Origin of the sequence: Pelomonas baiyunensis, assembly GCF_043555935.1 — a bacterium.
Taxonomy (GTDB): domain Bacteria; phylum Pseudomonadota; class Gammaproteobacteria; order Burkholderiales; family Burkholderiaceae_C; genus Pelomonas; species Pelomonas baiyunensis.
This window is the reverse complement of record NZ_JBIGIB010000001.1, coordinates 562,829-587,039: the sequence shown is the minus strand read 5'-3', so window position 1 is coordinate 587,039 and position 24,211 is coordinate 562,829. Positions and strand designations below refer to the sequence as shown.

22 protein-coding genes and 1 tRNA gene are annotated in these 24,211 nt (G+C 67.6%); 14 read left to right on the top strand and 9 right to left on the bottom strand.

Features of this window, described 5'->3' with window-relative positions; translation table 11 throughout:
• Nucleotides 1–92: 92 nt before the first annotated feature.
• From aroQ to ACG01O_RS02500, 5 genes are all read left to right on the top strand, one after another.
• Nucleotides 93–539: a type II 3-dehydroquinate dehydratase gene (gene aroQ / locus ACG01O_RS02520; protein ID WP_394381026.1), complete on the top strand. Its 447-nt coding sequence runs from the start codon at nt 93–95 to the stop codon at nt 537–539.
• Nucleotides 540–602: 63 nt separating this feature from the next.
• Nucleotides 603–1,076 (top strand): acetyl-CoA carboxylase biotin carboxyl carrier protein, encoded by a 474-nt coding sequence (accB, locus tag ACG01O_RS02515; protein WP_394382485.1) that lies wholly within the window; start codon nt 603–605, stop codon nt 1,074–1,076.
• Nucleotides 1,077–1,085: 9 nt separating this feature from the next.
• Entirely contained in the window at nt 1,086–2,435 is a 1,350-nt protein-coding gene (accC, locus tag ACG01O_RS02510; protein WP_394381024.1) for an acetyl-CoA carboxylase biotin carboxylase subunit, read from the top strand.
• 52 nt (nt 2,436–2,487) lie between these two features.
• A complete protein-coding gene (gene prmA, locus ACG01O_RS02505) occupies nt 2,488–3,375 on the top strand; it encodes a 50S ribosomal protein L11 methyltransferase (protein ID WP_394382482.1) in 888 nt (295 codons plus the stop codon).
• Nucleotides 3,372–4,385 (top strand): zinc-ribbon and DUF3426 domain-containing protein, encoded by a 1,014-nt coding sequence (locus ACG01O_RS02500; protein WP_394381021.1) that lies wholly within the window; start codon nt 3,372–3,374, stop codon nt 4,383–4,385. Before prmA ends, ACG01O_RS02500 begins: the two co-directional genes overlap by 4 nt.
• 228 nt (nt 4,386–4,613) lie before the next feature.
• On the opposite strand, the gene ACG01O_RS02495 is transcribed toward ACG01O_RS02500, so the two are convergent.
• From ACG01O_RS02495 to ACG01O_RS02465, 7 genes are all read right to left on the bottom strand, one after another.
• Nucleotides 4,614–5,288 carry a histone H1 gene (locus ACG01O_RS02495; protein WP_394381018.1) on the bottom strand — a complete coding sequence of 225 codons (675 nt, stop codon included), beginning with the start codon at nt 5,286–5,288 and terminating at the stop codon, nt 4,614–4,616.
• Nucleotides 5,289–5,495: 207 nt separating this feature from the next.
• Complete coding sequence (locus tag ACG01O_RS02490; RefSeq protein ID WP_394381015.1) at nt 5,496–6,665, bottom strand: ribonucleotide-diphosphate reductase subunit beta; 1,170 nt, start codon at nt 6,663–6,665, stop codon at nt 5,496–5,498.
• Nucleotides 6,666–6,823: 158 nt separating this feature from the next.
• The gene (locus tag ACG01O_RS02485) at nt 6,824–9,742 is read right to left on the bottom strand and encodes a ribonucleoside-diphosphate reductase subunit alpha (protein WP_394381013.1); all 2,919 of its coding nucleotides are present in this window, start codon (nt 9,740–9,742) and stop codon (nt 6,824–6,826) included.
• A gap of 534 nt (nt 9,743–10,276) precedes the next feature.
• Entirely contained in the window at nt 10,277–11,731 is a 1,455-nt protein-coding gene (locus tag ACG01O_RS02480) for a sigma-54-dependent transcriptional regulator (protein WP_394381010.1), read from the bottom strand.
• Nucleotides 11,728–13,416: a two-component system sensor histidine kinase NtrB gene (locus tag ACG01O_RS02475; RefSeq protein ID WP_394381007.1), complete on the bottom strand. Its 1,689-nt coding sequence runs from the start codon at nt 13,414–13,416 to the stop codon at nt 11,728–11,730. Before ACG01O_RS02475 ends, ACG01O_RS02480 begins: the two co-directional genes overlap by 4 nt.
• On the bottom strand, nt 13,413–13,655 hold the full coding sequence (locus ACG01O_RS02470) for a PP0621 family protein (RefSeq protein ID WP_394381004.1): 243 nt from the start codon (nt 13,653–13,655) through the stop codon (nt 13,413–13,415). Before ACG01O_RS02470 ends, ACG01O_RS02475 begins: the two co-directional genes overlap by 4 nt.
• Nucleotides 13,652–14,527, bottom strand: coding sequence for a cytochrome C assembly family protein (locus ACG01O_RS02465; RefSeq protein WP_394381001.1), 876 nt, complete (start codon nt 14,525–14,527; stop codon nt 13,652–13,654). The genes ACG01O_RS02470 and ACG01O_RS02465 overlap by 4 nt, the downstream gene beginning before the upstream one ends.
• 57 nt (nt 14,528–14,584) lie before the next feature.
• Here ACG01O_RS02465 and ffh point away from each other — a divergent pair, with 57 nt between their 5' ends.
• Together ffh and ACG01O_RS02455 are read left to right on the top strand one after the other, a co-directional pair.
• Complete coding sequence (ffh, locus tag ACG01O_RS02460) at nt 14,585–15,961, top strand: signal recognition particle protein (RefSeq protein ID WP_394380999.1); 1,377 nt, start codon at nt 14,585–14,587, stop codon at nt 15,959–15,961.
• A gap of 124 nt (nt 15,962–16,085) precedes the next feature.
• On the top strand, nt 16,086–16,622 hold the full coding sequence (locus ACG01O_RS02455; RefSeq protein WP_394380996.1) for a hypothetical protein: 537 nt from the start codon (nt 16,086–16,088) through the stop codon (nt 16,620–16,622).
• Nucleotides 16,623–16,717: 95 nt separating this feature from the next.
• On the opposite strand, the gene ftsY is transcribed toward ACG01O_RS02455, so the two are convergent.
• Nucleotides 16,718–17,962, bottom strand: a complete 1,245-nt coding sequence (gene ftsY, locus ACG01O_RS02450; RefSeq protein WP_394380993.1) for a signal recognition particle-docking protein FtsY — start codon at nt 17,960–17,962, stop codon at nt 16,718–16,720.
• A gap of 44 nt (nt 17,963–18,006) precedes the next feature.
• Between ftsY and ACG01O_RS02445 the strand changes: the two genes are divergently transcribed.
• The 3 genes from ACG01O_RS02445 to miaB all read left to right on the top strand — a co-directional run bounded on the left by ACG01O_RS02445 (nt 18,007) and on the right by miaB (nt 19,920).
• Nucleotides 18,007–18,083 (top strand) — tRNA-Met (locus ACG01O_RS02445).
• A gap of 92 nt (nt 18,084–18,175) precedes the next feature.
• A complete protein-coding gene (locus tag ACG01O_RS02440; protein WP_394380990.1) occupies nt 18,176–18,565 on the top strand; it encodes a hypothetical protein in 390 nt (129 codons plus the stop codon).
• A complete protein-coding gene (gene miaB / locus ACG01O_RS02435) occupies nt 18,562–19,920 on the top strand; it encodes a tRNA (N6-isopentenyl adenosine(37)-C2)-methylthiotransferase MiaB (protein WP_394380987.1) in 1,359 nt (452 codons plus the stop codon). The genes ACG01O_RS02440 and miaB overlap by 4 nt, the downstream gene beginning before the upstream one ends.
• Before the next feature lie 12 nt (nt 19,921–19,932).
• Here miaB and ACG01O_RS02430 read toward each other — a convergent pair whose 3' ends face one another.
• Nucleotides 19,933–20,208 (bottom strand): hypothetical protein, encoded by a 276-nt coding sequence (locus ACG01O_RS02430; protein ID WP_394380984.1) that lies wholly within the window; start codon nt 20,206–20,208, stop codon nt 19,933–19,935.
• Nucleotides 20,209–20,264: 56 nt separating this feature from the next.
• Here ACG01O_RS02430 and hemA point away from each other — a divergent pair, with 56 nt between their 5' ends.
• From hemA to ACG01O_RS02410, 4 genes are all read left to right on the top strand, one after another.
• Entirely contained in the window at nt 20,265–21,527 is a 1,263-nt protein-coding gene (hemA, locus tag ACG01O_RS02425; protein ID WP_394380981.1) for a glutamyl-tRNA reductase, read from the top strand.
• Nucleotides 21,528–21,599: 72 nt separating this feature from the next.
• Complete coding sequence (gene prfA / locus ACG01O_RS02420; protein ID WP_394380978.1) at nt 21,600–22,685, top strand: peptide chain release factor 1; 1,086 nt, start codon at nt 21,600–21,602, stop codon at nt 22,683–22,685.
• Nucleotides 22,682–23,509, top strand: a complete 828-nt coding sequence (gene prmC / locus ACG01O_RS02415) for a peptide chain release factor N(5)-glutamine methyltransferase (protein ID WP_394380976.1) — start codon at nt 22,682–22,684, stop codon at nt 23,507–23,509. Before prfA ends, prmC begins: the two co-directional genes overlap by 4 nt.
• A 133-nt stretch (nt 23,510–23,642) precedes the next feature.
• Nucleotides 23,643–24,209 carry a hypothetical protein gene (locus tag ACG01O_RS02410; RefSeq protein WP_394380974.1) on the top strand — a complete coding sequence of 189 codons (567 nt, stop codon included), beginning with the start codon at nt 23,643–23,645 and terminating at the stop codon, nt 24,207–24,209.
• Nucleotides 24,210–24,211 lie beyond the last annotated feature (2 nt).

The window sequence follows — 24,211 nt, the reverse complement described above, 5'->3', positions numbered from 1 at the left end:
AACGGGAAATCGGGCTCAAAACGCGTAAAGTTCGCCCTTCCTCAATTTAGTGGCGGCTCTCTAGACCTTGGGTCCGCAGCGCCACCACCTGTTTGATGCAAGTTCTCGTCCTGCATGGCCCCAACCTCAACCTGCTCGGCACCCGCGAGCCCGAGGTGTACGGCGCGCAGACTCTGGCGCAAATCGACGCCGAACTGAGCACGATCGCCGCAGAAGCCGGCGCCACCCTGGTGAGCTTCCAAAGCAACCACGAAGGCGCCCTGGTGGACCGCATCCAGGCCGCCCGAACGGATGGCACGCGCTTCATCCTGATCAATCCGGCGGCCTACACGCACACCAGCGTGGCCATCCGCGACGCGCTCGCGGCCGTGGCCCTGCCCTTCATCGAAGTTCACCTCTCGAACATCCACCGCCGCGAGGCCTTCCGCCACCACAGCTATGTGAGTGAGCTGGCCGTCGGCGTCATTTGTGGCCTGGGCGCCAACGGCTATCGCCTCGCCCTGCGTCACGCCCTCGAATCGTTGGAAGCGGGCGCCTGACCCACCGGTCGTGGCCTCCGCCTTCGTTCTTCCCCGACAACAACAACACCGCCTGGAGTCATGATGGACCTGCGCAAGCTCAAAACCCTGATCGATCTGGTCTCGGAATCGAACATCTCCGAACTGGAAATCACCGAAGCCGACGGCAAGGTTCGCATCGTCAAGGCCGATCCGGCCGCTGCCGCGGCCGCCGTGCAGCCCGTCTATGCCGCCGCGCCCGCGCCCGTCATGATGGCCGCCGCCCCGGTGGCTGCGGCCGCCCCGGCTGCTGCCAGCGCCCCGGCCGCGCCGGCCGCCGAGACCGGTCACATCGTCAAGTCGCCCATGGTCGGCACCTTCTACCGCGCGTCCAGCCCCAACGCCAAGCCGTTTGCTGACGTCGGCCAGTCGGTCAAGGAAGGCGAAGCGATCTGCATCATCGAAGCGATGAAGATCATGAACGAGATCGAAGCCGACAAGACCGGCACGATCACCAAGGTTCTGGTGGAGAACGGTCAACCCGTCGAGTTCGGCCAGCCGCTGTTCGTCATTGAGTAAGGACTTCGGATGTTCAAGAAGGTCCTGATCGCCAATCGAGGCGAAATCGCGCTGCGCATTCAGCGCGCGTGTCGAGAGCTCGGCATCAAGTCGGTCGTCGTCTACTCGGAAGCCGACCGCGACGCGAAGTACGTGCGCCTGGCCGACGAGGCCGTGTGCATCGGCCCGGCCCCGTCGGCGCAGAGCTACCTCAGCATGCCGGCCATCATCGCCACCGCCGAGGTGACGGACGCCGAGGCCATCCACCCCGGCTACGGCTTCCTGAGCGAAAACGCCGACTTTGCCGAGCGCGTGGAGCGCAGCGGCTTCACCTTCATCGGCCCCACGCCCGAAGCCATCCGCATCATGGGCGACAAGGTCTCGGCCAAGCAGGCCATGATCCGTGCCGGCGTGCCCTGCGTGCCGGGCTCGGAAGGCGCCCTGCCCGAAGACCCGAAGGAAATCATCAAGATCGCCCGCTCGGTGGGCTACCCGGTCATCATCAAGGCCGCTGGCGGCGGCGGTGGCCGCGGCATGCGGGTGGTGCACACCGAAGCCGCGCTCGTTCACGCCGTGCAGACCACGCGGGCTGAAGCAGGTGCCGCGTTCGGCAACCCGCAGGTCTACATGGAGAAGTTCCTGGAGAACCCACGCCATGTGGAAATCCAGGTGCTGGCTGACACGCACCGCAACGCGGTGTGGCTGGGCGAGCGCGACTGCTCGATGCAGCGCCGCCACCAGAAGATCATTGAGGAAGCGCCCGCACCGGGCATCCCGCGCCGCATCATCGAGAAGGTGGGCGACCGCTGTGCTGCTGCCTGCAAGAAGATCGGCTACCGCGGCGCCGGCACGTTCGAGTTCCTGTACGAGAACGGCGAGTTCTACTTCATCGAGATGAACACCCGCGTGCAGGTGGAGCATCCGGTGACGGAACTCGTGACCGGCATCGACATCGTGCAGCAGCAGATCAAGATCGCCGCCGGCGAGAAGCTGCCGTTCACGCAGCGCCAGATCGAGCTGCGCGGCCACGCCATCGAGTGCCGCATCAACGCGGAAGACCCGGTCAAGTTCGTGCCGTCGCCTGGCCGCATCACCATGTGGCACGCACCCGGCGGCCCCGGCGTGCGGGTGGATTCGCATGCGTACACGAACTACTTCGTGCCGCCCAACTACGACTCCATGATCGGCAAGATCATCGTCCACGGCGACACCCGCGAGCAGGCCCTGGCCCGCATGCGCATCGCCCTGAGCGAGACCGTGGTCGAAGGCATCCAGACCAACATCCCGCTGCACCGCGAGCTGATGGCGGACGCCAAGTTCATCGAAGGCGGCACCTCCATCCACTACCTCGAAGCTTGGATGGCTGCGCACAAGCGATGAAGCCCGCGCGGCAGACCTCGGCAGTCGCGGGACAATACGCGGCATGAGTCATCTGTTTGAACTTGCCCTGGTCTGCCGCGAGGCGGATGTCGAAATCGTCAGCGACGCGCTGATGGAGATCGAAGCCCTGGCGGTGTCCGTCGAGGACGCCGATGCCGACACCGACGCCGAACGCGCCCTGTTCGGCGAACCCGGCATGCCCGCACCCAAGCCGGGCTGGGAACGCTCGGTGGTCAAGGCGCTGTTTGCCAGCGAACCGGAAGCCACCGAAGCGGCCACGCTGATCCTGGCGCAAGACTGGGCGGCCGACGTCCACGTCCAGGCCATCCAGGCCGTGCCTGAGCAAGACTGGGTGCGACTGACGCAAAGCCAGTTCGCGCCGGTCGAGATCACGCCTGAGTTCTGGATCGTGCCGAGCTGGCACGAGGCGCCGCCGCAAGCCCAGCGCGTGATGCGCCTGGACCCGGGCCTGGCCTTTGGCACGGGCACACACCCCACCACCCGCATGTGCCTGCGCTGGATCGCCACGCACGCCCAGCCCTGGCCGCGTGTGCTGGACTACGGCTGCGGCTCGGGCATCCTGGCCATCGGCGCTGCGCTGCACGGCGCGCAGAACATCGACGCGGTGGACATTGACCCCGCCGCCGTCACCTCGTCCACCGACAACGCCACCGCCAACGGCGTCACCCTGCGCGTGGGCCTGCCCGAGCTGGCCTCGGGCGAATACCCGCTCGTGATTGCCAACATCCTGGCCACCCCGCTGAAGCTGCTCGCACCGCTGTTGTGTGCGCACGTGGCCGCCGGCGGTGACCTCATCCTGGCGGGCATCCTCAGCCGCCAGGCCGAAGAGCTCAAGGCCGCCTACGCGCCGTGGCTGACCTTGAGCGTCAGCGATGAAGAAGACGGCTGGATCCTGATGACGGCCCACCGCAACGCATGAGCCTCGCCACCCGCTGCACCGCCTGCGGAACCATCTTCCGCATCGTCGAAGACCAGCTCCGCGTGTCGGACGGCTGGGTGCGCTGCGGCCGCTGCGCCGAAATCTTCGACGCGCGCGAACTGCTGTTCGATATCGAGCGCGACGCACCACCGCCCTGGCCGGCCGCCTTCACGCCGCCGTCACCGCCTCCGCTGCCACAACAGCCTCCGGCACCGGCCGCTGCGATGGCGGACCAACGGGCGACCTCCCCTGTGGACGACCCGGTCGAGCCCTGGATGCCGCCGCCCGAACCCGAAGCACATCCGGAGCCGCTGCCCACCGGCTGGCCAGCCGAGCCTGGACGGCAAGAGCCGCGCTGGATGGACACGGTCGAGTCTGGCCCTACTTCTCTGCCGCCGGGGTCGGCACTCGACCGCGAGCCCACGTTCGCCGCCGAAGCCCCGGCCGCGGAGGCACCGGCCCCTGCGCCAGCCGCACAACCGGACGAAACGCCCGCGGTGGTGCCGGACTTCATGCGCCATGCCGAGCGCGAGGCCCGCTGGAACCGGCCGGGCATGAAGTGGCTGCTGGGGTTGGTGAGCGGCCTGCTGCTCGCGCTGCTGGCTTTGCAGGTGACGGTGCACTTCCGCAACGCACTGGTGGCGCAGCACCCTGCATTGCGCCCGGTGCTGGAGGGCTTGTGCGAGGTCAGCGGATGTGAAGTAGGCCCCTGGCGCCGCATTGACGCCCTGACCCTCGACACCACGGCACTCAATCCCGCAGGCGGCGGGGCCTACAAGCTCAGCCTGACGTTGCGCAACAAAACTGCCGTGCCGGTGGCCATGCCGTCCATCGAGCTGAGCCTGACCGATGCCAGCGGCGCCGCCATGGCCCGCAAGGTCTTGGGCCCGGAGCTGTTCACCCCTTCTCTGAAGCAAGTGCCTGGGGATGCCGAGCAGCCGCTGAGCTTCGTGTTCAGCACCGGAGGCCAGCGGGTGAACGGCTACAGCGTCAACCTGTTCTACCCCTGATCGAATCGAGGGCAGAGGCCCGGTAGCGCCTCCACTCTGCGCACCGAAGCGCCTCGGAGGGCAAAGTACGGTCGCGGCGGTCGACGAGCACCGATCCCGATCGGTGCGACCAGCACCCCAGATCGACAGCAATAAAAAGGCCCGAGGACACCTGGTGTCATCGGGCCGATGCTTGGGTAACCAACCGGGCCGCTGAGCCGCCCGGTTCGCATCAAGCGAGGACGAACCTCAGGGCTTGGCGCCCGTCGGGAACGGCCATGCAGCCTGCGGGCTCAGGGCCGTCTTGGCTGCAGGTGCGGGAGCAGCCGCGGCGGGCTTGGCCGCAGGGGCAGGCTTGGCAGCGGGCGCCTTCTTGGCAGCGGCCTTCTTGGGCGCAGCGGCAGGCTTGGCAGCAGCCTTCTTGGCAGGCGTTGCAGCGGCCTTCTTAGGGGCAGCAGCCGGCTTCGCAGCAGCCTTCTTGGCGGGCGTGGCAGCGGCCTTCTTGGCCGGAGCCGCCTTCTTCGCCGGAGCGGCGGCCTTCTTGGCCGGCGTTGCAGCCGCCTTCTTGGCCGGAGCGGCCTTCTTCGCCGGAGCCGCGGCCTTCTTGGCCGGAGCGGCCTTCTTCGCCGGAGCAGCAGCCTTCTTGGCCGGAGCGGCCTTCTTCGCCGGAGCCGCAGCCTTCTTGGCCGGAGCGGCCTTCTTCGCCGGAGCGGCAGCCTTCTTCGCCGGAGCGGCGGCCTTCTTGGCCGGAGCCGCAGCCTTCTTCGCCGGAGCGGCGGCCTTCTTGGCCGGAGCCGCAGCCTTCTTCGCCGGAGCGGCGGCCTTCTTGGCCGGCGTTGCAGCAGCCTTCTTCGCCGGGGTGGCGGCGGCCTTCTTCGCCGGAGCGGCCTTCTTGGCCGGAGCGGCCTTCTTTGCAGTTGCCATGGTTTTCTCCTTGATCAAGTGGAAAAGTCACCGCCCTGCACGGACCGGTCCGTGCAGATACGGCTATTCACCGTCCGAGAGTCGCTCAGGAGGAACGCCTCGGTACGGTGAATCGGATCGCCATGCAGCCCCGCCACCTCAAGGGTGTGAATGCGGGTTTCGCTCGGTGACTGCATTGGCCAGGTCTTGATCGGTGTCAGGCTGGAATCAATCCCAGCTCAAAGCCCCGCCGGACTGGTACTCGATGACACGGGTTTCGAAGAAGTTGCGTTCCTTCTTCAAATCGATCATCTCGCTCATCCACGGGAACGGGTTCTCTTCGTTCGGGAACAACGGCTCCAGGCCGATCTGCACCGCGCGCCGGTTGGCGATGAAGCGCAGGTAGCCCTTGAACATCGATGCGTTGAGGCCCAGCACGCCGCGCGGCATGGTGTCCTCGGCGTAGCGGTACTCCAGTTCCACAGCCTTCAGGAACAGCGCCTTGATTTCGGCCTTGAACTCGGCCGTCCAGAGCTGCGGGTTCTCGAGCTTGATCTGGTTGATCAGGTCGATGCCGAAGTTGCAGTGCATGGACTCGTCGCGGAGGATGTACTGGTACTGCTCAGCGGCACCGGTCATCTTGTTCTGACGGCCCATGGCCAGGATCTGCGTGAAGCCGACGTAGAAGAACAGGCCTTCCATCAAGCACGCAAACACGATCAGCGACTTGAGCAGCGTTTGGTCAGTGGCCAGCGTGCCGGTCTTGAAGTCGGGGTTCATGATCGCGTCGATGAACGGGATCAGGAACTCATCCTTGTCGCGGATGGACTGGACTTCGTTGTAGGCGTTGAAGATCTCGCTCTCGTCCAGGCCCAAGCTCTCGACGATGTACTGGTACGCGTGCGTGTGGATCGCTTCTTCAAACGCCTGGCGCAGCAAGAACTGGCGGGCTTCCGGCGCCGTGATGTGGCGGTACGTGCCCAGCACGATGTTGTTGGCCGCCAGCGAGTCGGCCGTGACGAAGAAGCCGAGGTTGCGCTTGATGATGCGGCGCTCGTCTTCGGTCAGGCCGTTGGGATCTTTCCAGAGCGCGATGTCGCGGCTCATGTTCACTTCCTGCGGCATCCAGTGATTGGCGCAGGTGGCGAGGTACTTCTCCCAGGCCCACTTGTACTTGAACGGCACCAGCTGATTCACATCAGTCTGGCCGTTGATGATGCGCTTGTCAGCCGCCTTCACGCGGCGCGCGGTGGTGGACTCACCGGTGACCTGCGGCGCAGGCATCGAAACGCTGGCGGCTGCGTGCGACGCTGCAGTCGCAGTCGCCGAAGGCATGGCTGCGAGGGGTTTCGCAGCGGCGGTGTCAGAGGACTTCAGGTCTTCGTCCCAATCCAGCATGGTGAGCTTCCTATCACAACGAATTATCGGCAGTGCTTGCGTGAATCAACAAGAACCGCTGAAGGCAATTTGCATCAATCGCGCAAGGTTTGTTGCGCGAGGGCATCGAAAAGTGAACGCGCCAACTTGTCTATACAAGTTGGCGCTCGTGCGAGCCTTTACTGGCAGGCCTCGCAGTCCGGGTTGTCGATGGAGCAGAACTTCATGTCCGTGGCCGGCAGTTCAGGCTCCACCGCTGCCACCGGTGCGACGGCTTGCGCCGCCACCGGGGCTGCACTGGCCGACACCGCGTTGAGCTGACCCGAACGCGTGACCGTGCTCTTCTCGGCTTGCGTGGCGCTGATGGTGCGCAGGTAGTACGTCGTCTTGAGACCGCGCGTCCACGCGAGCTTGTAGGTCTCGTCGAGCTTCTTGCCCGACGCGCCGGCCATGTAGATGTTCAAGCTCTGCGCCTGGTCGATCCACTTTTGGCGACGGGCACCGGCTTCGATCAACCAACGCGTGTCGACTTCGAAGGCCGTGGCGTACAGCGCCTTGATGTCGTCCGGCACGCGGTCGATGCGGCGCAGCGAACCGTCGAAGTGCTTGAGGTCCATCACCATCACGTCGTCCCACAGACCCAGGGCCTTCAGGTCACGCACGAGGGATTCGTTGATGACGGTGAACTCGCCCGACAGGTTGGACTTGACCGACAGGTTGCCGAAGCAGGGCTCGATGGACGCATCCACCCCAATGATGTTGGAGATGGTGGCGGTCGGCGCGATGGCCACGCAATTGCTGTTGCGCATGCCGTGCGTCGAGATGCGAGCGCGCAGCGAGTCCCAGTCCAGGCTCATGGAGCGGTCGACATCGACGTAGCCGCCGCGCGCCTGTTCCAGCAGGTCGATGGAGTCGATCGGCAGGATGCCGCGGTCCCACAGCGAACCCTTGTACGAGGAGTAGCGACCGCGCTCTTCGGCCAGCTCGGTGGAGGCCCAGTAGGCGTAGTAGCACACCGCTTCCATCGAGCGGTCGGCGAACTCGACCGCCGCATCCGATGCGTACGGCGTGCGCAGCGCATAGAGCGCATCCTGGAAGCCCATGATGCCCAGGCCCACCGGGCGGTGGCGCAGGTTGGAGTCGCGGGCTTTCTTGACGGCGTAGTAGTTGATGTCGATGACGTTGTCGAGCATGCGCATCGCGGTGCGCACCGTCTTCTTCAGCTTGACCTGGTCGATGGCGCCGTCCTTCAGGTGCTGCGCCAAGTTCACGGAGCCGAGGTTGCAGACGGCGATCTCGCTGTCGTTGGTGTTCAGCGTGATCTCGGTGCACAGGTTGGACGAGTGCACCACGCCGACGTGCTGCTGCGGGCTGCGCACGTTGCAGGCGTCCTTGAAGGTGATCCAGGGGTGGCCCGTCTCGAACAGCATCGAGAGCATCTTGCGCCACAGGTCCTTGGCCGGCATGCGCTTGAAGAGCTTGATCTCGCCCTGATCGACCTTGCGCTCGTACTCGACGTAGGCCTTCTCGAACGCCGCGCCGAACAGGTCGTGCAGGTCCGGGCAGGTGGACGGGCTGAACAGCGTCCAGTCACCGCCCTCGATGACGCGCTTCATGAACAGGTCGGGAATCCAGTTCGCCGTGTTCATGTCGTGCGTGCGGCGGCGATCGTCGCCGGTGTTCTTGCGCAGGTCCAGGAACTCTTCGATGTCCAGGTGCCAGCTTTCCAAGTACGCGCACACGGCGCCCTTGCGCTTGCCGCCTTGGTTCACGGCCACGGCGGTGTCGTTGACGACCTTCAGGAAGGGCACGACACCCTGGCTCTTGCCGTTGGTGCCCTTGATGTGGGAGCCGAGCGCACGCACCGGCGTCCAGTCGTTGCCCAGGCCGCCGGCGAACTTGCTCAGCAGCGCGTTTTCCTTGAGCGCTTCGTAAATGCCGTCCAGGTCGTCGCTGACGGTCGTCAGGTAGCAGCTGGACAGTTGCGAGCGGCGCGTGCCGCTGTTGAACAGCGTCGGCGTGGAGCTCATGAAGTCAAAGCTGGACAGCACTTCGTAGAACTCGATGGCGCGGGCTTCGCGGTCGATCTCGTTCAGCGCCAGGCCCATGGCCACACGCATGAAGAAGGCCTGCGGCATCTCGATGCGGGTGTCTTCGATGTGCAGGAAGTAGCGGTCGTACAGGGTCTGCAGGCCGAGGTAGTCGAACTGCAGGTCACGGTCGGCCTTCAGCGCAGCACCCAGCTTGGCCAGGTCGTACTGGGCCAGCTTCTCGTCCAGCAACTCGGCTTGGATGCCCTTCTTGATGTAGCCGGGGAAGTAGTCGGCGTAGCGCGACTGCATCTCGGCCTGCGTGACCTCGCCGCCGATGATTTCGCGGCGGATGGTGTGCAGCAGCAGGCGCGCGGTGGCGCGGCTGTAGCCCGGGTCCTTTTCGATCAGCGTGCGGGCGGCCAGGATGGCGGCCTTGTAGACCTCGTCGATGGCGACGCCGTCGTACAGGTTGCGCTGGGTCTCGGCCAGCACCGGCTCGGGCTTGACGTCCACGCCCAAGTTTTCGCAAGCCGACGCGATCAGCGACTTCAGCGCACCCAGATCCAGCGGGCGGCGCTCACCACCGTCCACCACCATCAGCTGCGGCTCGGCGGCGCGGGCGGCTTCGCCGTGGGCGGCACGCTCTTGCGCGCGGCGCTCGCGGTACAGCACGTAGGCGCGCGCCACTTCATGGTGACCGCTGCGCATCAGGCCCAGTTCCACTTGGTCCTGCACGTCTTCAATGTGGAAGGTGCCACCGCTCGGGCGCGAACGCAGCAGCGCGCGAACGACGTTCTGAGTCAGCTGCTCGACGGTCTCGCGCACGCTGGCCGAGGCCGCGCCGCTGGTGCCGTGCACGGCCAGGAAGGCCTTCATCAGGGCCACAGCGATCTTGCTGGGCTCGAACGAGACCACCGCGCCATTGCGGCGAATGATTTGGTACGCCTGGTAGCTCGACAGCGTCGGAGCGGCAGGGGCGGCAGCGTCGGATCCAAACGCAACCGGGTTCACCGAGGCGAGCGAGGCGGCGGGCGCGGCCTGCCCCGTGGCGGCATCTTGCAGCATGAGGGAATCCTTTATCGAGAAATGACGGGCAAATGCGCGGCGTCGACCCGGTGTGGAGTCGGTGCGTCGAGCAGTGCTGATTGGGGGGTGTTTCGTCCCGGCCGCTCCATTGCCAGGCCGACGATTCGGCTGGGTCCTCGGGTGCAGTGCCACTGCGGCGAAGCCACGGCAAACAGCGAATCCGAGGAGAGGGTCATGGGATCGACTGGGTTAGCAGGATATCACGAACGAACACTATATCTATGGCCCCCAGCCACCTCAAGCACTACCGCTAGTGTCAAACCCTGTCCGCAATTTCAAGGAAATTCAGCCACTTCCGGCCCGCCAGCCCCATGCCATCGGGCCCCACGCCGGCCAACCCGCATCAGCATTGGGCTGGAGGGCGCAATCGCCCCGCGAGGCCGCGCCAGTGCTGCATTTCGAAGTTTCGCCCCACCCTCGCGAAGGCCCTGCGGGGGAATTCAAGCAGGGCAAATCCGGAGGCGCGGGCGCACACCCGCTTCAGCGCTGTTCAAGCGCAGTTCAATCGCCCCCTCAGGCCTCGCCTGCGGAGATGGACAGGCGAGCCATGCGGTAGCGGATCTGCCGCAAGGACAGGCCCAAACTGGCTGCCGCCGCCGTGCGGTTGAAGCGATGCTGCTCCAACGCCCGCAGCAAGATGGCGCGCTCCACCTCGTCGAGGTACAGCGCCAGATCGCTCGGCAATTGCTCGGGCAGTGACAGGCCATCCACCGGCGCAGGCGCGGGGAGGTGCGGCGCCAAGGCATCGAAGCCCAGTTCCCGCTGGTTGTCATCCAGCACCACCTCCGGCAAGCCCAGGTCGCCGGCGTCAATCCACTCACCGCCCGCCAAGGCCAGCGCGCGGTGCAGCAGGTTCTCCAATTCCCGTACGTTGCCGGGGAAGGCGTATCGGCCCAAGGTCTGCAGCGCCGCTGGCGTCAGGCGGGGCGCAGGCGAAACGCCGGCGTCCTGCGCGATGCGGGCCAGCACCCGCGTGCTGATCAGCCCCAGGTCTTCCAGACGCTCACGCAGCGGGGGCACCCGGATCTGGATGACGTTGAGCCGGTAAAACAAGTCTTGGCGGAAGCGCCCCGCAGCCACTTCGGCGGCCAGGTCTTTGTGCGTGGCGCTCAGGATGCGCACGTTGATGGCGGTCTCGCCGGTGGCGCCAACCGGACGCACCGAACGCTCCTGGATCACGCGCAGCAGCTTGCTCTGCATGGCCAGCGGCAAGTCCCCGATTTCGTCCAGGAACAAGGTGCCGCCGTCCGCCGCCTGGAAGAAGCCCTCGCGGTCTTCGTTGGCACCGGTGAACGCGCCCTTGCGATATCCGAAGAACTCGGCCTCCAGCAGGTTCTCGGGAATCGCCCCGCAGTTCACCGCCACAAATCGCTGCCCGGCGCGGGCGCCGTGGTCATGGATGGCACGCGCCACCAGCTCTTTGCCGGTGCCGGACTCACCCTGCACCAGCACCGGTGCCATGCTGCGGCCCACCTTGTCGATCAACTCGCGCACCGCGCGGATGGCCGTCGACTCCCCCACCAGCCGCAAGGACGACGCCGACGGCGCGGGCGCCGGCCCGGCCGCGTCGGCCGACACCGGTGGCGCCTGCACACGCCCCAGCGCCGAACCGACGACGAGCCGGAACTGCCGCAGGTCGACCGGCTTGGTGAGGTAATCGAACGCGCCCGCCTTGAGCGCCTCCACTGCGTTCTCCGCCGAGCCAAATGCGGTGATCACCACGGCCTTCTCGGTCCGCCCGGTCAACTCCAGCCAGCGCAGCACCTCCAGCCCTGAGCCGTCCGGCAGACGCATGTCGGTGATGACGGCGCTGTAGGTGTGCGCCTGCAACTGCGCCAGGGCTTCTTCCACGGTGCCGGCGCTGTCCACGGCATAGCCCTCGCGCAGCAAGGTCAGCTCGTACAGCGTGCGCAGGTCCGGCTCGTCGTCCACAACGAGCAAGCGCAAGGAGTTGGCGGCAGTGGTCATTCAGATTCCGGAGCGCGCATGTGCACGCTGAACTCGTTGACGCCGGCGTCGGCCACGCGTCGGTAGTCGATGAGCGCGCCGTGCTGCTCGCACAGTTCGCGGCAAATATAGAGGCCCAGGCCCGAGCCGCGGCTGCGCGTGGAGAAGAAGGGCTCGAACAAATGCCGCTCGATCTCCGGCGGCACCGCCGGCCCCACACTGCCCACCACCAGCCGCACGCCAACCCCCTCCCGCGCCAGCTCCACGCGCAGCGCCTCCGGCACCGGGTCGGCATGGCGATGGGCGTTGTCCAGCAGGTTCACGAGGATGCGACGCAGGTGCTCCGCATCGAACAGCGCCTGCATCGGCCCGGCCGGCAGCTGCAGCCGAACGCGGCTGTGCTCACCGGGGGCGATGTTGTTGACGTAGACCCAGTCGTTGCAGGCCTCGTGCACCACCGCCCCGACGTCGATGACCTGGGTGTCCAGCTTCACGCCGGGCGCCAGCTCGCTCACGTCATCCACCAGCCGTTTGAGCCGCTGCACGTTGGACGCCACCATCTGCGTGAGTTGCTCGGCCCGGGTGCCGCTCAAGTCTTCGGCCAGCAGCGCGTTGGCCTGGGCGATGGCCGCCAGCGGATTGCGAATTTCATGCGCAATGCCCGCCGACACACGCCCCATCGCCGCCAGCTTTTCTTGGCGGGTGCGGGCCAGCAACTCGCGGTTGTCTTCCAGGAACAGCACGCACAACTCCTCGCTGCCCTCGCGCTGCCGCGTGAAGCGCAGCCGCAAGCGAAGGCTGCGGCTGGCCCCGCCGTCCAGCGGCAGCGTCACATCGTGCTCGCGGCCTGCAGCACCCGCGCGGGATGACGCGTACGCCGACTCCAGCGCCTGCACGAGCGGCAGCCAGTCGGGCCGCCCGCGCAGCTGCCAGCCGAACTCGCCTGCGCTCGCGCCAATCAAGGTTTGCGCGGCCGGGTTCATGGCGCGCACGCGCCCGCGACGGTCCACCACCAGCACGCCTTCCTGCATTTCGTCGATGACCAGCCGGTTCAGCAGTTCTTGCTGACGGGCCAGGGCCAAGCTGCCCCGCGCCGCCAGTTCCTCACGCGCCAGGCGCGAGCTCAATTCGCCGGCCAGCAGGCTGACCGCAAACAACCCGCCGCCCACCAACCCGGCCTGCGTGGTGCGCAAGCCAGCGTCCGCGCCAGACACCAAGGTCCACCCGGCTCCGGCCAGCAGCCCCAGTGCCGCCATGGCCGCCGTGGCGAGCGCCAACAAGCGCGGGCACAGCACGGCCGACATCAGCACCGGCATGACGAACAGCGACCCGTAGTTCACGCCGCCGCCATCCAGTGCATGCAGCACGCCGAACAGCACCAAGTCCAGCCCGATGGCCGACCACCAATGCACGCTACGGATGCTGGCCAGGCTGCGTGCGCTGGCCCCCCGCCGCAACTGCGGCAGCCACCACAACGCCGCGGCCGCCACCGCATACGACAAGCTCAGCCGCAGCGTGGACGGCGCTGGCGACGTGCCCAAGGCCGCGGCGATCCACTGCGCCGCCACCAAGGCCACGCCGAGAGCGGCCCGCGCCGTCAGGAACGCGCGGTAGAGCCGATCAAAACTTGCACTGCCCTGCGCCGGGCCGGCCGGTGTCGACTCGACAAACCAGCCCGCCTCGGGCAGCGCCCCGGTCGCGCTCAAGCCGCGTCCCGCGCTTCGTAGGCCGCGCGGTGCGCCGCGCTGCAAAACACGCCCCCCCGGCCGGGCAAAGCGTCATCGGCCGGCAGGTGCACGCCGCATTCGGCGCATTGCGCCATGGACTTTGCCGGTGCGGGCTGTGGCGCACGCGGTGCGGCGCTTGCGTCGGGCCGCCGGCCACGCCGCGCGCCCAACACATAGAAGAAGCCCACCACCACGAGCAACAGCAACAGGTACTTCATGCGCCCACGCCTCCAGCGCCGCGCTGCAGGATCACTTCAAGCACGAAGCGCGACCCGGCGTAAGACAGCAGCAGCAACGCCGCGCCGGCATACAACCAGCGCGTGGCCCGGCGCCCGCGCCAGCCGTACACCCGCCGCCCCACCAGCAAACCGGCCAGCACCAGCCAGCCCAGCACGGCGAGCAGATTCTTGTGATCCCAGCGCCAGGTCGGCGTGAACCACCAGCCCAGAAAAATCGCCAGCGACAAGGCCCCCACGCCCGCCGCCACGAACTGGAACGTCAACCGCTCCAGTTGCAACAGCGGCATGCCCCCGGCCGCGGGCTGCTTCTGGCGCAGGCGGGTCTCCGCCCGATTCATCAGCGCGGCGTGCAGCACGGCCACGCCGAACAAGCCGTACGAGGCCAAGCCCAACACCCAATGCAAGGGCGCCCAAGGCGACGCGGCTGCGGGCCGGCTCTCTCCCGGAAAACTCCACGCCAGCACCACCGCCGCCGCGGCCAGCCACGCCAGCACCCGGCGCACGCTGTGCAAGGGCAGGAAGCGGCTCTCCACCAGGTAGACCGTCAACACCAGCCAGATGGTCATGGACAAGGCCGGCGCGAAGCCGAAACGCGCGCCCGGCGTGCCCAGCCCGTAGCCGCCGATGTCAACCACCAGTGCCACCAACTGCGCTGTCCAGGCCATGGCCATCGGCGGCACGGAACGCAGCGGGCGCCGCACGGCGCCACTCCCCGGCAACGCTGAGGCCCGCAGCAGGCCCACCCAGGCATAACCGATCAGTGCCAGGACACTGGTCAGGGTCAGCAGCACAGCGGGGCCGAAGGCCTGCGCGGCCACGGCTTCTCCCAAGGGAGCGGGCGATAAACTCATGGCTGCAGTGTACTTTTGGCCTCCGCAGTTCTGCCGGACCGGCCCGCTCCCAACGCCATGGCATCCACCCTCACCGACCGCCTGAGTCGCCTCGTCAAGACGATGCGTGGCCAAGCCCGCATCACCGAAAGCAACGTGCAGGACATGCTGCGCGAGGTGCGCATGGCCCTGCTGGAGGCGGACGTCGCCCTGCCGGTGGTGCGCGACTTCATTGCCCGCGTGAAGGACAAGGCCCTGGGCCAGGAGGTCGTCGGCTCGCTGAACCCGGGCCAGGTGCTGGTCTCGGTCGTGCACAAGGAACTCGCCGCGACCATGGGCGAAGGTGTGGCCGACATCAACCTCGCCGCCCAGCCGCCGGCCGTCATCCTGATGGCCGGCCTGCAAGGCGCCGGCAAGACGACGACGACTGCCAAGCTCACCAAGCACCTGATCGAGAAGCGCAAAAAGAAGGTGCTCACGGTCTCGGCCGACGTGTACCGCCCGGCCGCCATCGAGCAGCTCAAGACGGTGACCAAGCAGGCGGGCGGCGAGTGGTTCCCGTCGGAACCCAACCAGAAGCCGCGCGACATCGCGCTGGCCGCGCTGGACTACGCCAAGCGCCATTTCTTCGATGTGCTGCTGGTGGACACCGCCGGCCGCCTGGCCATCGACGAAGCACTGATGGCCGAGATCAAGGACCTGCACGCGACGGTCCACCCGGTCGAGACCCTGTTCGTCGTCGACGCCATGCAGGGTCAGGATGCGGTCAACACCGCCAAGGCCTTCAAGGAAGCCCTGCCGTTGACGGGCGTGATCCTGACCAAGCTCGACGGCGACTCGCGCGGTGGCGCGGCACTCTCTGTGCGGCAGATCACCGGGGCGCCGATCAAGTTCGCAGGCGTGTCTGAAAAGATCGACGGCCTGGAAGTGTTCGACGCCGACCGCCACGCCGGCCGCGTGCTGGGCATGGGCGACATCGTGGCCCTGGTGGAGCAGGTCACGCAGAGCGTGGACCTGGCCTCGGCACAGGCCATGGCCGAGAAGCTCAAGAGCGGCAGCGGCTTCGACCTCAACGACTTCCTGCAGCAGATCGCGCAGATGAAGAAGATGGGCGGCCTCGGCGGCCTGATGGACAAGTTGCCGCAGAACATGATGGGCGGCAAGCAACCCGGCCAGGCCGACATGGACCGCGCCGAGCGCGACATGAAGCGCATGGAAGGCATCCTGCGCGCCATGACCGCCAAGGAGCGCGCCAACCCCGCGCTGCTGATGGACGGCAAGAGCAAGGCCAGCCGCAAGCGCCGCATCGCCACCGGGGCGGGCGTGCAGATCCAGGACGTCAACCGCCTCCTGAACCAGTTCGATCAGATGCAGGGGATGATGAAGAAGATGCGCGGCGGCGGCCTCATGAAGATGATGAAGCGCCTGGGCGGCATGAAAGGCATGGGCCTGTGAGCCTCTGAGGCGCGGCCGCTAAGGTATTACCCGCAGCGGCGACACAAGTCCTCACAAATGATCCCCAGGTCAGGGGACACGCGAGCATGGTCAAGCCCTTCGGCGACCGATAGCGTGCCACCCCATGCTCAACCTCCACCTCCCCCGCGCCGTGGGCGCCTGGCTCACCAGCCTCACCGGGCAACGCCCCACCCGTCAGGTCGACGCCGCCGACACCGTGATGCATTGGCCGCCCACGCCGGCTCGGGTGTTGGTGAGTGCCGAGCGACATGCCCACAAGTGCCTGGCCCAGGCCCTGGCCCTGGAACACCCCAAGGGCTACCTGCTGGCGCACGTGCCGCTGCACAAGGTGGTGCGCGTGCCCAAGCAGTACTCCTACCGCGAGTGGCTGTCTCGCACCGGCCTGCTGACGGTCGACTTCGCACTGTGTGACGAGCACGGCTACATCCGCTCGGCCGTGCTGCTGCCCGTGGGCGACGACCACGCCCGCCAGTCCCGCAAGCGTGACCGTCTACTGCGGGTGCTCGGCGCCACCGAACTCAAGGTCACGCTGTGGGATCGCGAGTGGCAGAACGACACGCCCGAACGTCTGCGCGAACGCCTGTTTCCGCGCCTGCGCGGTGCCGGCTACTACGCCGACCTGCCGCACGCGGCTCACTGACACCGCCACAAAGCACAACGCCCGCGATAGCGGGCGTTGTCACATCAGCACTCGGGCGCGAACGGGCACTCGCCCCAAACACGCCTGGCCGCGGCTTACTCCAAGAGCGCCCGCGCAAATTCACGCGCGCTGAAGGTTTCGAGGTCCTCGAGCTTCTCGCCCACGCCGATGAAGTACACCGGCACCGGGCGCTCGCGCGCGATGGCCGCCAGCACCCCGCCTTTGGCCGTGCCGTCGAGCTTGGTGACCACCAGCCCCGTCAGACCCAAAGCCTCGTCAAACGCCTTGACCTGGTTGAGCGCGTTCTGGCCCGTGTTGCCGTCCACCACCAACAGCACCTCGTGCGGCGCGCCTTCCTGCGCCTTGGCGATCACGCGCTTGATCTTCTTCAACTCCTCCATCAGGTGAAGTTGGGTGGGCAGCCGGCCGGCGGTGTCGGCGATGACTACATCGGCCCCGCGCGCGCGGCCCGCGTTCACCGCATCGAACGACACGGCCGCCGGGTCACCGCCCTCCTGGCTGATGATCTCCACTTGGGCGCGATCGGCCCACACACCCAGCTGCTCACGCGCTGCGGCGCGGAAGGTGTCAGCCGCAGCAAGCAGCACGCGCTGCTCGGAATCGGCGAGATGCCGGGTCAGCTTGCCGATGCTGGTCGTCTTGCCGGCACCGTTCACGCCCACCACCATCATCACGGTCGGCGTGAAGCGCCCCACCTCCAGGCCCTTCTCCAAGGGCTTGAGCAGCTCGGCCAGCGCATCCACCAGCAGCGCTCGCACCGCCTGCGGGTCGGTGGCCTTGGACTCCTTCACCCGCCGCTTCAGGTCATCCAGCAAGAACTGCGTGGCCTTGACGCCGGTGTCTGCCAGCAACAAGGCCTCTTCCAGTTCTTCATACAGCTGCTCGTCGATGCGCGTGCCCGTGAAGACGCTGGCGATGCTGCCGCCGGTCTTGCGCAAGCCCGCGCGCAGACGCTCCATCCAGCTCTGCCGCGGCGGCGGTGCAGGTACCGGCGCCACCACCGGGGCCGGCGCAGCGACGGGTGCCAACACGACCGCAGGTGCCGGGGCCGGCACGGGCGCGGCGATAGCGGCAATTGGCGCAACAACCGGGGCCGGCGCAGGAGCCGCGACAGGTGCTGGCACGTGATGGGCCGCAGGCGCCGCCACGGGCACTGGCGACGCCGACGGTGCGGCCGCTTGGGCCGTCGCTACACGCTCGGGGACTGCCGCTTCAGGCGCCGCAGGCCCTTCAACGCGCTTCGTGACCCAGCCCTCAGGCAACAGGTCGGGCGCTTCGGCCGGGGCCGGCGGCGGGGTTTTTTTAAAAAAACTGAACATAGGCTTGCATTCTCGCCCAAAGTGTCATTAGAATGGCAGACTCAGGCGCTTTAGCTCAGCCGGTTAGAGCGACGGAATCATAATCCGCAGGTCCGGGGTTCGAATCCCTGAAGCGCCACCAAAAGTCGAAACGGCCCGAGCAACTGCTCGGGCCGTTTTCATTTCCGCGACCGTCACGCAAGATGGCGGCTTCGCAGCCACTGGACAAATACCATGTACCGCTGTGTCGCTCCGCTGGCCCTGATGGCCAGCTGCCTGCTGGCCACGCCAGCCGCTCAGGCCCAAACCCACCGCGCCTTCCCGGCCAACGCCCTGCGGGGTGAGTTGGTGGTCACGCAATTCCCGGACGCCCTGATCAACGGCAACCCCGCCCGCCTGGCGCCGGGCGCTCGCATCAAGAGCGACACCAACCTGTGGGTGCCGCCCGCGGGCCTGGCCGGCCAAAAGCTCGTCGTGCACTACACCGTGGAAGCCAGCGGCCTGGTCATGGACGTGTGGGTGCTCAACCCCGTGGAGCTGGCCAACAAGCCCTGGCCCACCACGCCCGCGGAATCCGCCACCTGGGCGTTCAACCCCGGCAACCAAACGTGGGTGAAGCCATGAGCGACAGCAACACCGCCAAGAAGGTCTACATCAAGACCTTCGGCTGCCAGATGAACGAGTACGACTCGGACAAGATGGCCGACGTGCTGGAAGCCGCCAAGGGCTACACGCCCACCGACGACCCCGAGCAGGCCGACCTCATCCTGTTCAACACCTGCTCGGTGCGCGAGAAGGCGCAAGAGAAGGTGTTCAGCGACCTCGGCCGCGTGAAGCACCTCAAGGCCAAGGGGGTGATGATCGGCGTCGGCGGCTGTGTGGCCTCGCAGGAAGGCGCCGCCATCATCGAGCGCGCGCCGTACGTGGATGTCGTCTTCGGCCCGCAAACGCTGCACCGCCTGCCACAGATGCTGGAAGCCCGCCGCGAGACCCGCCGCCCGCAGGTGGACATCTCTTTCCCCGAGATCGAGAAGTTCGACCACCTGCCGCCGGCCAAGGTCGAGGGCGCATCGGCCTTCGTGTCCATCATGGAAGGCTGCTCCAAGTACTGCTCATACTGCGTGGTGCCCTACACCCGTGGCGACGAGGTGTCGCGCCCGTTTGACGACGTCTTGACCGAGATCGCCGGCTTGGCCGACCAGGGCGTGATGGAAATCAACCTGCTCGGCCAGAACGTCAATGCCTACCGCGGCAAGATGGGGGACACGGCGGAGTTCGCCGACTTGGCCCTGCTGCTGGAGTACGCCGCCGAGATTCCCGGCATCCAGCGCCTGCGCTTCACCACCAGCCACCCCAACGAGTTCAGCCCGCGCCTGATCGAGGCCTACGGCAAGGTGCCGCAGCTCGTGAACCACCTGCACCTGCCCGTGCAGCACGGCAGCGACCGCATCCTGATGGCGATGAAGCGCGGCTACACGGCGCTGGAGTTCAAAAGCATCGTGCGCAAGCTGCGCGCCATCCGCCCGGACCTGCGCCTGGCGAGCGACTTCATCGTCGGCTTCCCGGGCGAGACCGACGAGGACCACGCCAAGCTGATGAAGCTGGTGCACGACGTCGGCTTCGACGCCTCGTTCAGCTTCATCTTCAGCCCGCGCCCCGGCACGCCGGCCGCAGCGCTGGAGGACACCACGCCCTACGAGGTCAAGGTGAAGCGTCTGCAGGAGCTGCAAGCCGCCATCGAAGCGCATGCGCTGACCATCTCCGAGGGCATGGTTGGCCGCGTCGAAAAGGTGCTCGTCACCGGCCACGCACGCAAGGACGCCACCGAGCTGATGGGCCGCACCGAGTGCAACCGCATCGTCAACTTCCCGGGCTCCGAGCGGCTGATGAATCAGCTGGTCGACGTGCGCATCACGACCGCCTTCGCGCACTCGCTGCGCGGCGAGGTGGTCACGACGGAAGCCGTGCGCAGCAGCTGACCTCGTGGTTGCTCAGCGCTTGGCGCTGAGCAACCACCACTGCGGCAAGGCCACGCCCAGCACGAGCAGGGCGTAGCCCGCCATGGCGCCATCCCGCCCGCACACCAGCAACGCCAGCACCACGGCCGCAGCGCCGCCGGCTGAACCCCAGGCCCACAGGCGCGTCCAGCGCAAGGCTTTGGCCTCACGCCACCACACCAGCTTGACGGCGCCCGCCAGCAGCGCCGCCAAGCCCCAAGCGGGCGCGAACAGGTTGGCCAAGTGCCAAAAAGCGTCGATGGGGCCCATGCGGCGGTTGATCCTTGTCAGGCGCGTCGAAGGGCGCGAATCCTACAATCCCTTCTATGTCGGTCTTCGCTCTTGGCCTGAACCACCACACCGCCCCGCTGGACCTGCGCGGGCGGTTTACGTTCACGCTGGAGCAGCTCGCCCCGTCGCTGGCAGGCCTGCGTGAAAAGCTGCCCGGCGCGCCGGAAGCGGCCATCTTGTCCACCTGCAACCGCACCGAGCTCTACGTGGCCGCCCCGCCGGCGCAAGTGCAGCCGGCCATCGACTGGCTGGCACAAACTGGCGGTGTGGACGCTGGCGCCTTGCGCCAGCACGCCTTCGTGATGCAAGGCAGCGCCGCCGCGCGCCATGCCTTCCGCGTGGCCAGCGGGCTGGACTCCATGGTGCTGGGCGAGCCGCAGATCCTGGGCCAGATGAAGCAGGCGGTGCGCGAGGCCGAGAACGCGGGCGCACTGGGCACCACGCTGCACCAGCTGTTCCAGCGCAGCTTCTCGGTGGCCAAGGAAGTGCGCAGTTCCACCGAGATCGGCGCCCACTCCATCAGCATGGCCGCCGCGGCAGTGCGCCTGGCCAGCCAGCTTTTTGAGGACCTGGCGCAGACCAAGGTGCTCTTCGTCGGCGCGGGCGAAATGATCGAGCTGACCGCCACGCACTTTGCCGCCCGCACGCCGCGACACATGGCCGTGGCCAACCGCACCCTGGAGCGGGGCGAGAAGCTGGCCACGCACTTCGGCGCTGAAGCCTTGCGGCTGTCGGACCTGACCGAGCGCCTGCACGAGTTCGACATCGTCGTGTCCTGCACCGCGTCCAGCCTGCCGCTGATCGGCCTGGGCGCTGTGGAGCGGGCGCTCAAGAAGCGCAAGCACCGCCCGATGTTCATGGTCGACCTGGCCGTGCCGCGGGACATCGAGCCCGAAGTGGCCCAGCTGGACGACGTCTACCTCTACACCGTCGACGAACTCGCCCAGCAGGTGCAAACCGCCGGCGAGAAGCGCCAGGCCGCTGTGGAGCAGGCCGAGGCGATCGTCGAGACCGGCGTGCAGAGCTTCATGCACTGGCTGGACCAGCGCCACACCGTGCCGCTGATCCAGGCCCTGCACCAGCAGACCGACGACTGGCGCGCTGTGGAAATCGCCCGCGCCCGCAAGCTGCTGGCCAAGGGCGCGGATGTGGACGAGGTGCTGGAAGCCCTGTCCAAAGGCCTGACGCAGAAGCTGCTGCACGGCACCCTGGCCGAGTTGCACGCCAGCGACGGCGAGCAGCGCCTGCACTTGGCGCAAACCGTCTCGCGCCTGTTCCTGCGCGGCAAGCAGTCTTAGCGACGTTCACTCCCGTCGCTTCGCCGCGCGAACCCTCGCGCCCTGCCCTGACTGCCTTCTCGTTCCCGCCCCATGAAAGACTCCCTGCGTCAGCAGTTCGACCGCCTCGGCTTCCGTCTCGCCGAGCTGGACACCATCCTGGCCGACGGCAGCATCGCGTCAGACATGAAGCGCTACCGCGCGCTGACCAAGGAACAGGCCGAGGTGTCGAGCCTGGTCGACCGCTACCGCCGCTACCAAAGCCATGAAGCCGACCTCGCCGCCGCGCGCGAGTTGCTGGCGGACCCTGAAATGGCCGAGATGGCGCGCGAGGAGATCACCGCCAACGAAGCCGCCCTGGCCGCGCTCGACACCGAGCTTCAACTGGCGCTGATTCCCAAAGACCCGGACGACGAGCGCAACGCCTTCCTGGAAATCCGCGCCGGCACGGGTGGCGACGAATCCGCCCTCTTCGCCGGGGACCTGGCGCGCATGTACCTGCGTTTTGCCGAGGCCCAAGGCTGGCGCACGGAAATCCTGTCCGAAAACGTGTCGGACCTGGGCGGCTACAAGGAACTGGTCGTGCGCGTGGAAGGCGATGGCGTCTACGGCCGGCTCAAGTTCGAGTCCGGCGGCCACCGCGTGCAGCGCGTGCCGGCCACCGAGACCCAAGGCCGCATCCACACCAGCGCCTGCACCGTGGCGGTGATGCCCGAGCCGGATGAAGCGGAAGCCATCACGCTGAACCCGGCGGATCTGCGCATCGACACCTTCCGCGCCAGCGGTGCCGGCGGCCAGCACATCAACAAGACCGACTCCGCCGTGCGCGTGGTGCACCTGCCCACCGGCATCGTGGCCGAATGCCAGGACGGCCGCAGCCAGCACAGCAACAAGGCCAAGGCCCTGCAGGTGCTGCAAGCGCGCATCCAGGAGAAGGAGCGCAGCGAGCGCGCCGCCAAGGAAGCCGCCACCCGCAAGAGCCTGATCGGCAGCGGCGATCGCAGCGACCGCATCCGCACCTACAACTTCCCCCAAGGCCGCCTGACCGACCACCGCATCAACCTGACGCTCTACAAGCTCGGGCAGATCATGGACGGCGACCTCAGCGACGTGATCCAAGGCCTGCTGGCCGCCCAGGCCGCCGAGCAGTTGGCCGAGCTGGAAGCAGGCCGCCCATGACCGCATCCCTGCCCCCGGTGCTCACCGTCGATGCCGCCCTCGCCCGGGCCCGCGACCTCGGCGTGGAACGCGGCGATGCCCAGGCCCTGCTCGCCCACCTGACCGGCCAGGGCCGCGCCTGGCTGGTGACCCACGGCGACACCGAGGTCCCCGGCGCGGCCGCCGCACTGCAGCAATTGAGCGAAGGCGTGCCCCTGGCCCACCTGACCGGCTGGCAGCCGTTCCACGGCTTGCTGCTGCAGGTGTCGCCCGCCACCCTGATCCCACGCCCCGACACCGAAACCCTGGTGGACTGGGCCCTCGAGCTGCTGGCCGCCCTGCCGGGCTCACCCACGGTGGTGGACCTGGGCACCGGCAGCGGCGCCATCGCCCTGGCGATCAAGGCCGCCTGCCCGCGAGCGCAGGTCACGGCGGTGGACTTGAGCGCCGACGCCCTGACCGTGGCCCGCGCCAATGGCGAACGGCTCCAATTGGACGTGGACTGGCGCCTGGGCAGTTGGTTCGAGCCCCTGGCGGGTCAACGGTTCGACCTGATCGTCAGCAACCCGCCTTACATCGCGGGTGACGACCCGCACCTGCCTGCGCTGCGCCACGAGCCGCTCACCGCGCTGACCCCCGGTGGCGACGGCCTGGCCGACCTGCAACATCTGGTGAACGGCGCGCCCACCCACCTGCAACCCGGCGGCTGGCTGCTGATGGAGCACGGTTGGGATCAGGCCGAGCCCGTTGCAGCCGCCCTGCGCGCCCACGGCTACCGGCACCCCACCTTGCGCCGTGACCTGGCAGGGCGGGCCCGTGCCAGCGGCGGACAGCGGCCCGGTTGACCACCCTCCCCGCCCGGCGAACGTCCGCTTGCGATTGCGTGACGTTTTGCAGCCAGTTCGGCATTCCCGACCGGCCGGGTGCGGCGTAGTATCGAATCCCGGTGCCAGCCGATGCACCGCGCAGGAGACGATCATGGTCCGACTCGCCCGCGCCGTTCTCTGGAGCCTCGTGCCCCTGCTGACCCTGCCCGCCTGGGCCGACACCGACCCAGGGCCCCGCTGGCAGGCCCGCTTGCAGCTCAGCAGCGCCGATGGCGCCTCGACCGCGCCGCTCAGCGGCTCACGCGTGCTGAGCGCCAACCTGCTGGGCGACTATTACCTCACCGGCACGGGCCTGTCGGGCCTGCGCGGTGGCTTGCGTGCCACCGGCGGCCTGCTGATGGGCCCCCTTTCCATGAGCCAAAGCAGCGGCGGCCTGGCGCTGGGCGCGGGGCCGCTGGCGGCCGGCCGGCGCAGCCTCGTCATGGGCGGGCCCGATGCCTACGCGCTGGAGCCCAGCAGCAACCTGTCGTACCTGGGCATTGGCTACACCGGCCGGGTGCAGGGTGGCGGGCTGGCCTTCAGCGCCGACCTGGGCCTGATGTCTGGCAGCTACGGCGCCCTGCGGCTGGGCCGCAGCAGCGCGCAGGGGTTCGAGGACGCGATGCGTGACCTCCGCTTCAAACCCCTGCTGCAACTGGGCTTGGCGTACAACTATTGAGC

Excerpts from the sequence above, each read along its gene's own strand:
- accB (WP_394382485.1), top strand. The coding sequence starts at position 603 with ATGGACCTGCGCAAGCTCAAAACCCTGATCGATCTGGTCTCGGAATCG.
- accC (WP_394381024.1), top strand. The coding sequence starts at position 1,086 with ATGTTCAAGAAGGTCCTGATCGCCAATCGAGGCGAAATCGCGCTGCGC.
- ACG01O_RS02500 (WP_394381021.1), top strand. The coding sequence starts at position 3,372 with ATGAGCCTCGCCACCCGCTGCACCGCCTGCGGAACCATCTTCCGCATC.
- ACG01O_RS02495 (WP_394381018.1), bottom strand. The coding sequence starts at position 5,288 with ATGGCAACTGCAAAGAAGGCCGCTCCGGCCAAGAAGGCCGCTCCGGCG.
- ACG01O_RS02490 (WP_394381015.1), bottom strand. The coding sequence starts at position 6,665 with ATGCTGGATTGGGACGAAGACCTGAAGTCCTCTGACACCGCCGCTGCG.
- ACG01O_RS02485 (WP_394381013.1), bottom strand. The coding sequence starts at position 9,742 with ATGCTGCAAGATGCCGCCACGGGGCAGGCCGCGCCCGCCGCCTCGCTC.
- ACG01O_RS02480 (WP_394381010.1), bottom strand. The coding sequence starts at position 11,731 with ATGACCACTGCCGCCAACTCCTTGCGCTTGCTCGTTGTGGACGACGAG.
- ACG01O_RS02470 (WP_394381004.1), bottom strand. The coding sequence starts at position 13,655 with ATGAAGTACCTGTTGCTGTTGCTCGTGGTGGTGGGCTTCTTCTATGTG.
- ACG01O_RS02465 (WP_394381001.1), bottom strand. The coding sequence starts at position 14,527 with ATGAGTTTATCGCCCGCTCCCTTGGGAGAAGCCGTGGCCGCGCAGGCC.
- ffh (WP_394380999.1), top strand. The coding sequence starts at position 14,585 with ATGGCATCCACCCTCACCGACCGCCTGAGTCGCCTCGTCAAGACGATG.
- ACG01O_RS02455 (WP_394380996.1), top strand. The coding sequence starts at position 16,086 with ATGCTCAACCTCCACCTCCCCCGCGCCGTGGGCGCCTGGCTCACCAGC.
- ftsY (WP_394380993.1), bottom strand. The coding sequence starts at position 17,962 with ATGTTCAGTTTTTTTAAAAAAACCCCGCCGCCGGCCCCGGCCGAAGCG.
- ACG01O_RS02440 (WP_394380990.1), top strand. The coding sequence starts at position 18,176 with ATGTACCGCTGTGTCGCTCCGCTGGCCCTGATGGCCAGCTGCCTGCTG.
- miaB (WP_394380987.1), top strand. The coding sequence starts at position 18,562 with ATGAGCGACAGCAACACCGCCAAGAAGGTCTACATCAAGACCTTCGGC.
- ACG01O_RS02430 (WP_394380984.1), bottom strand. The coding sequence starts at position 20,208 with ATGGGCCCCATCGACGCTTTTTGGCACTTGGCCAACCTGTTCGCGCCC.
- hemA (WP_394380981.1), top strand. The coding sequence starts at position 20,265 with ATGTCGGTCTTCGCTCTTGGCCTGAACCACCACACCGCCCCGCTGGAC.
- prfA (WP_394380978.1), top strand. The coding sequence starts at position 21,600 with ATGAAAGACTCCCTGCGTCAGCAGTTCGACCGCCTCGGCTTCCGTCTC.
- prmC (WP_394380976.1), top strand. The coding sequence starts at position 22,682 with ATGACCGCATCCCTGCCCCCGGTGCTCACCGTCGATGCCGCCCTCGCC.
- ACG01O_RS02410 (WP_394380974.1), top strand. The coding sequence starts at position 23,643 with ATGGTCCGACTCGCCCGCGCCGTTCTCTGGAGCCTCGTGCCCCTGCTG.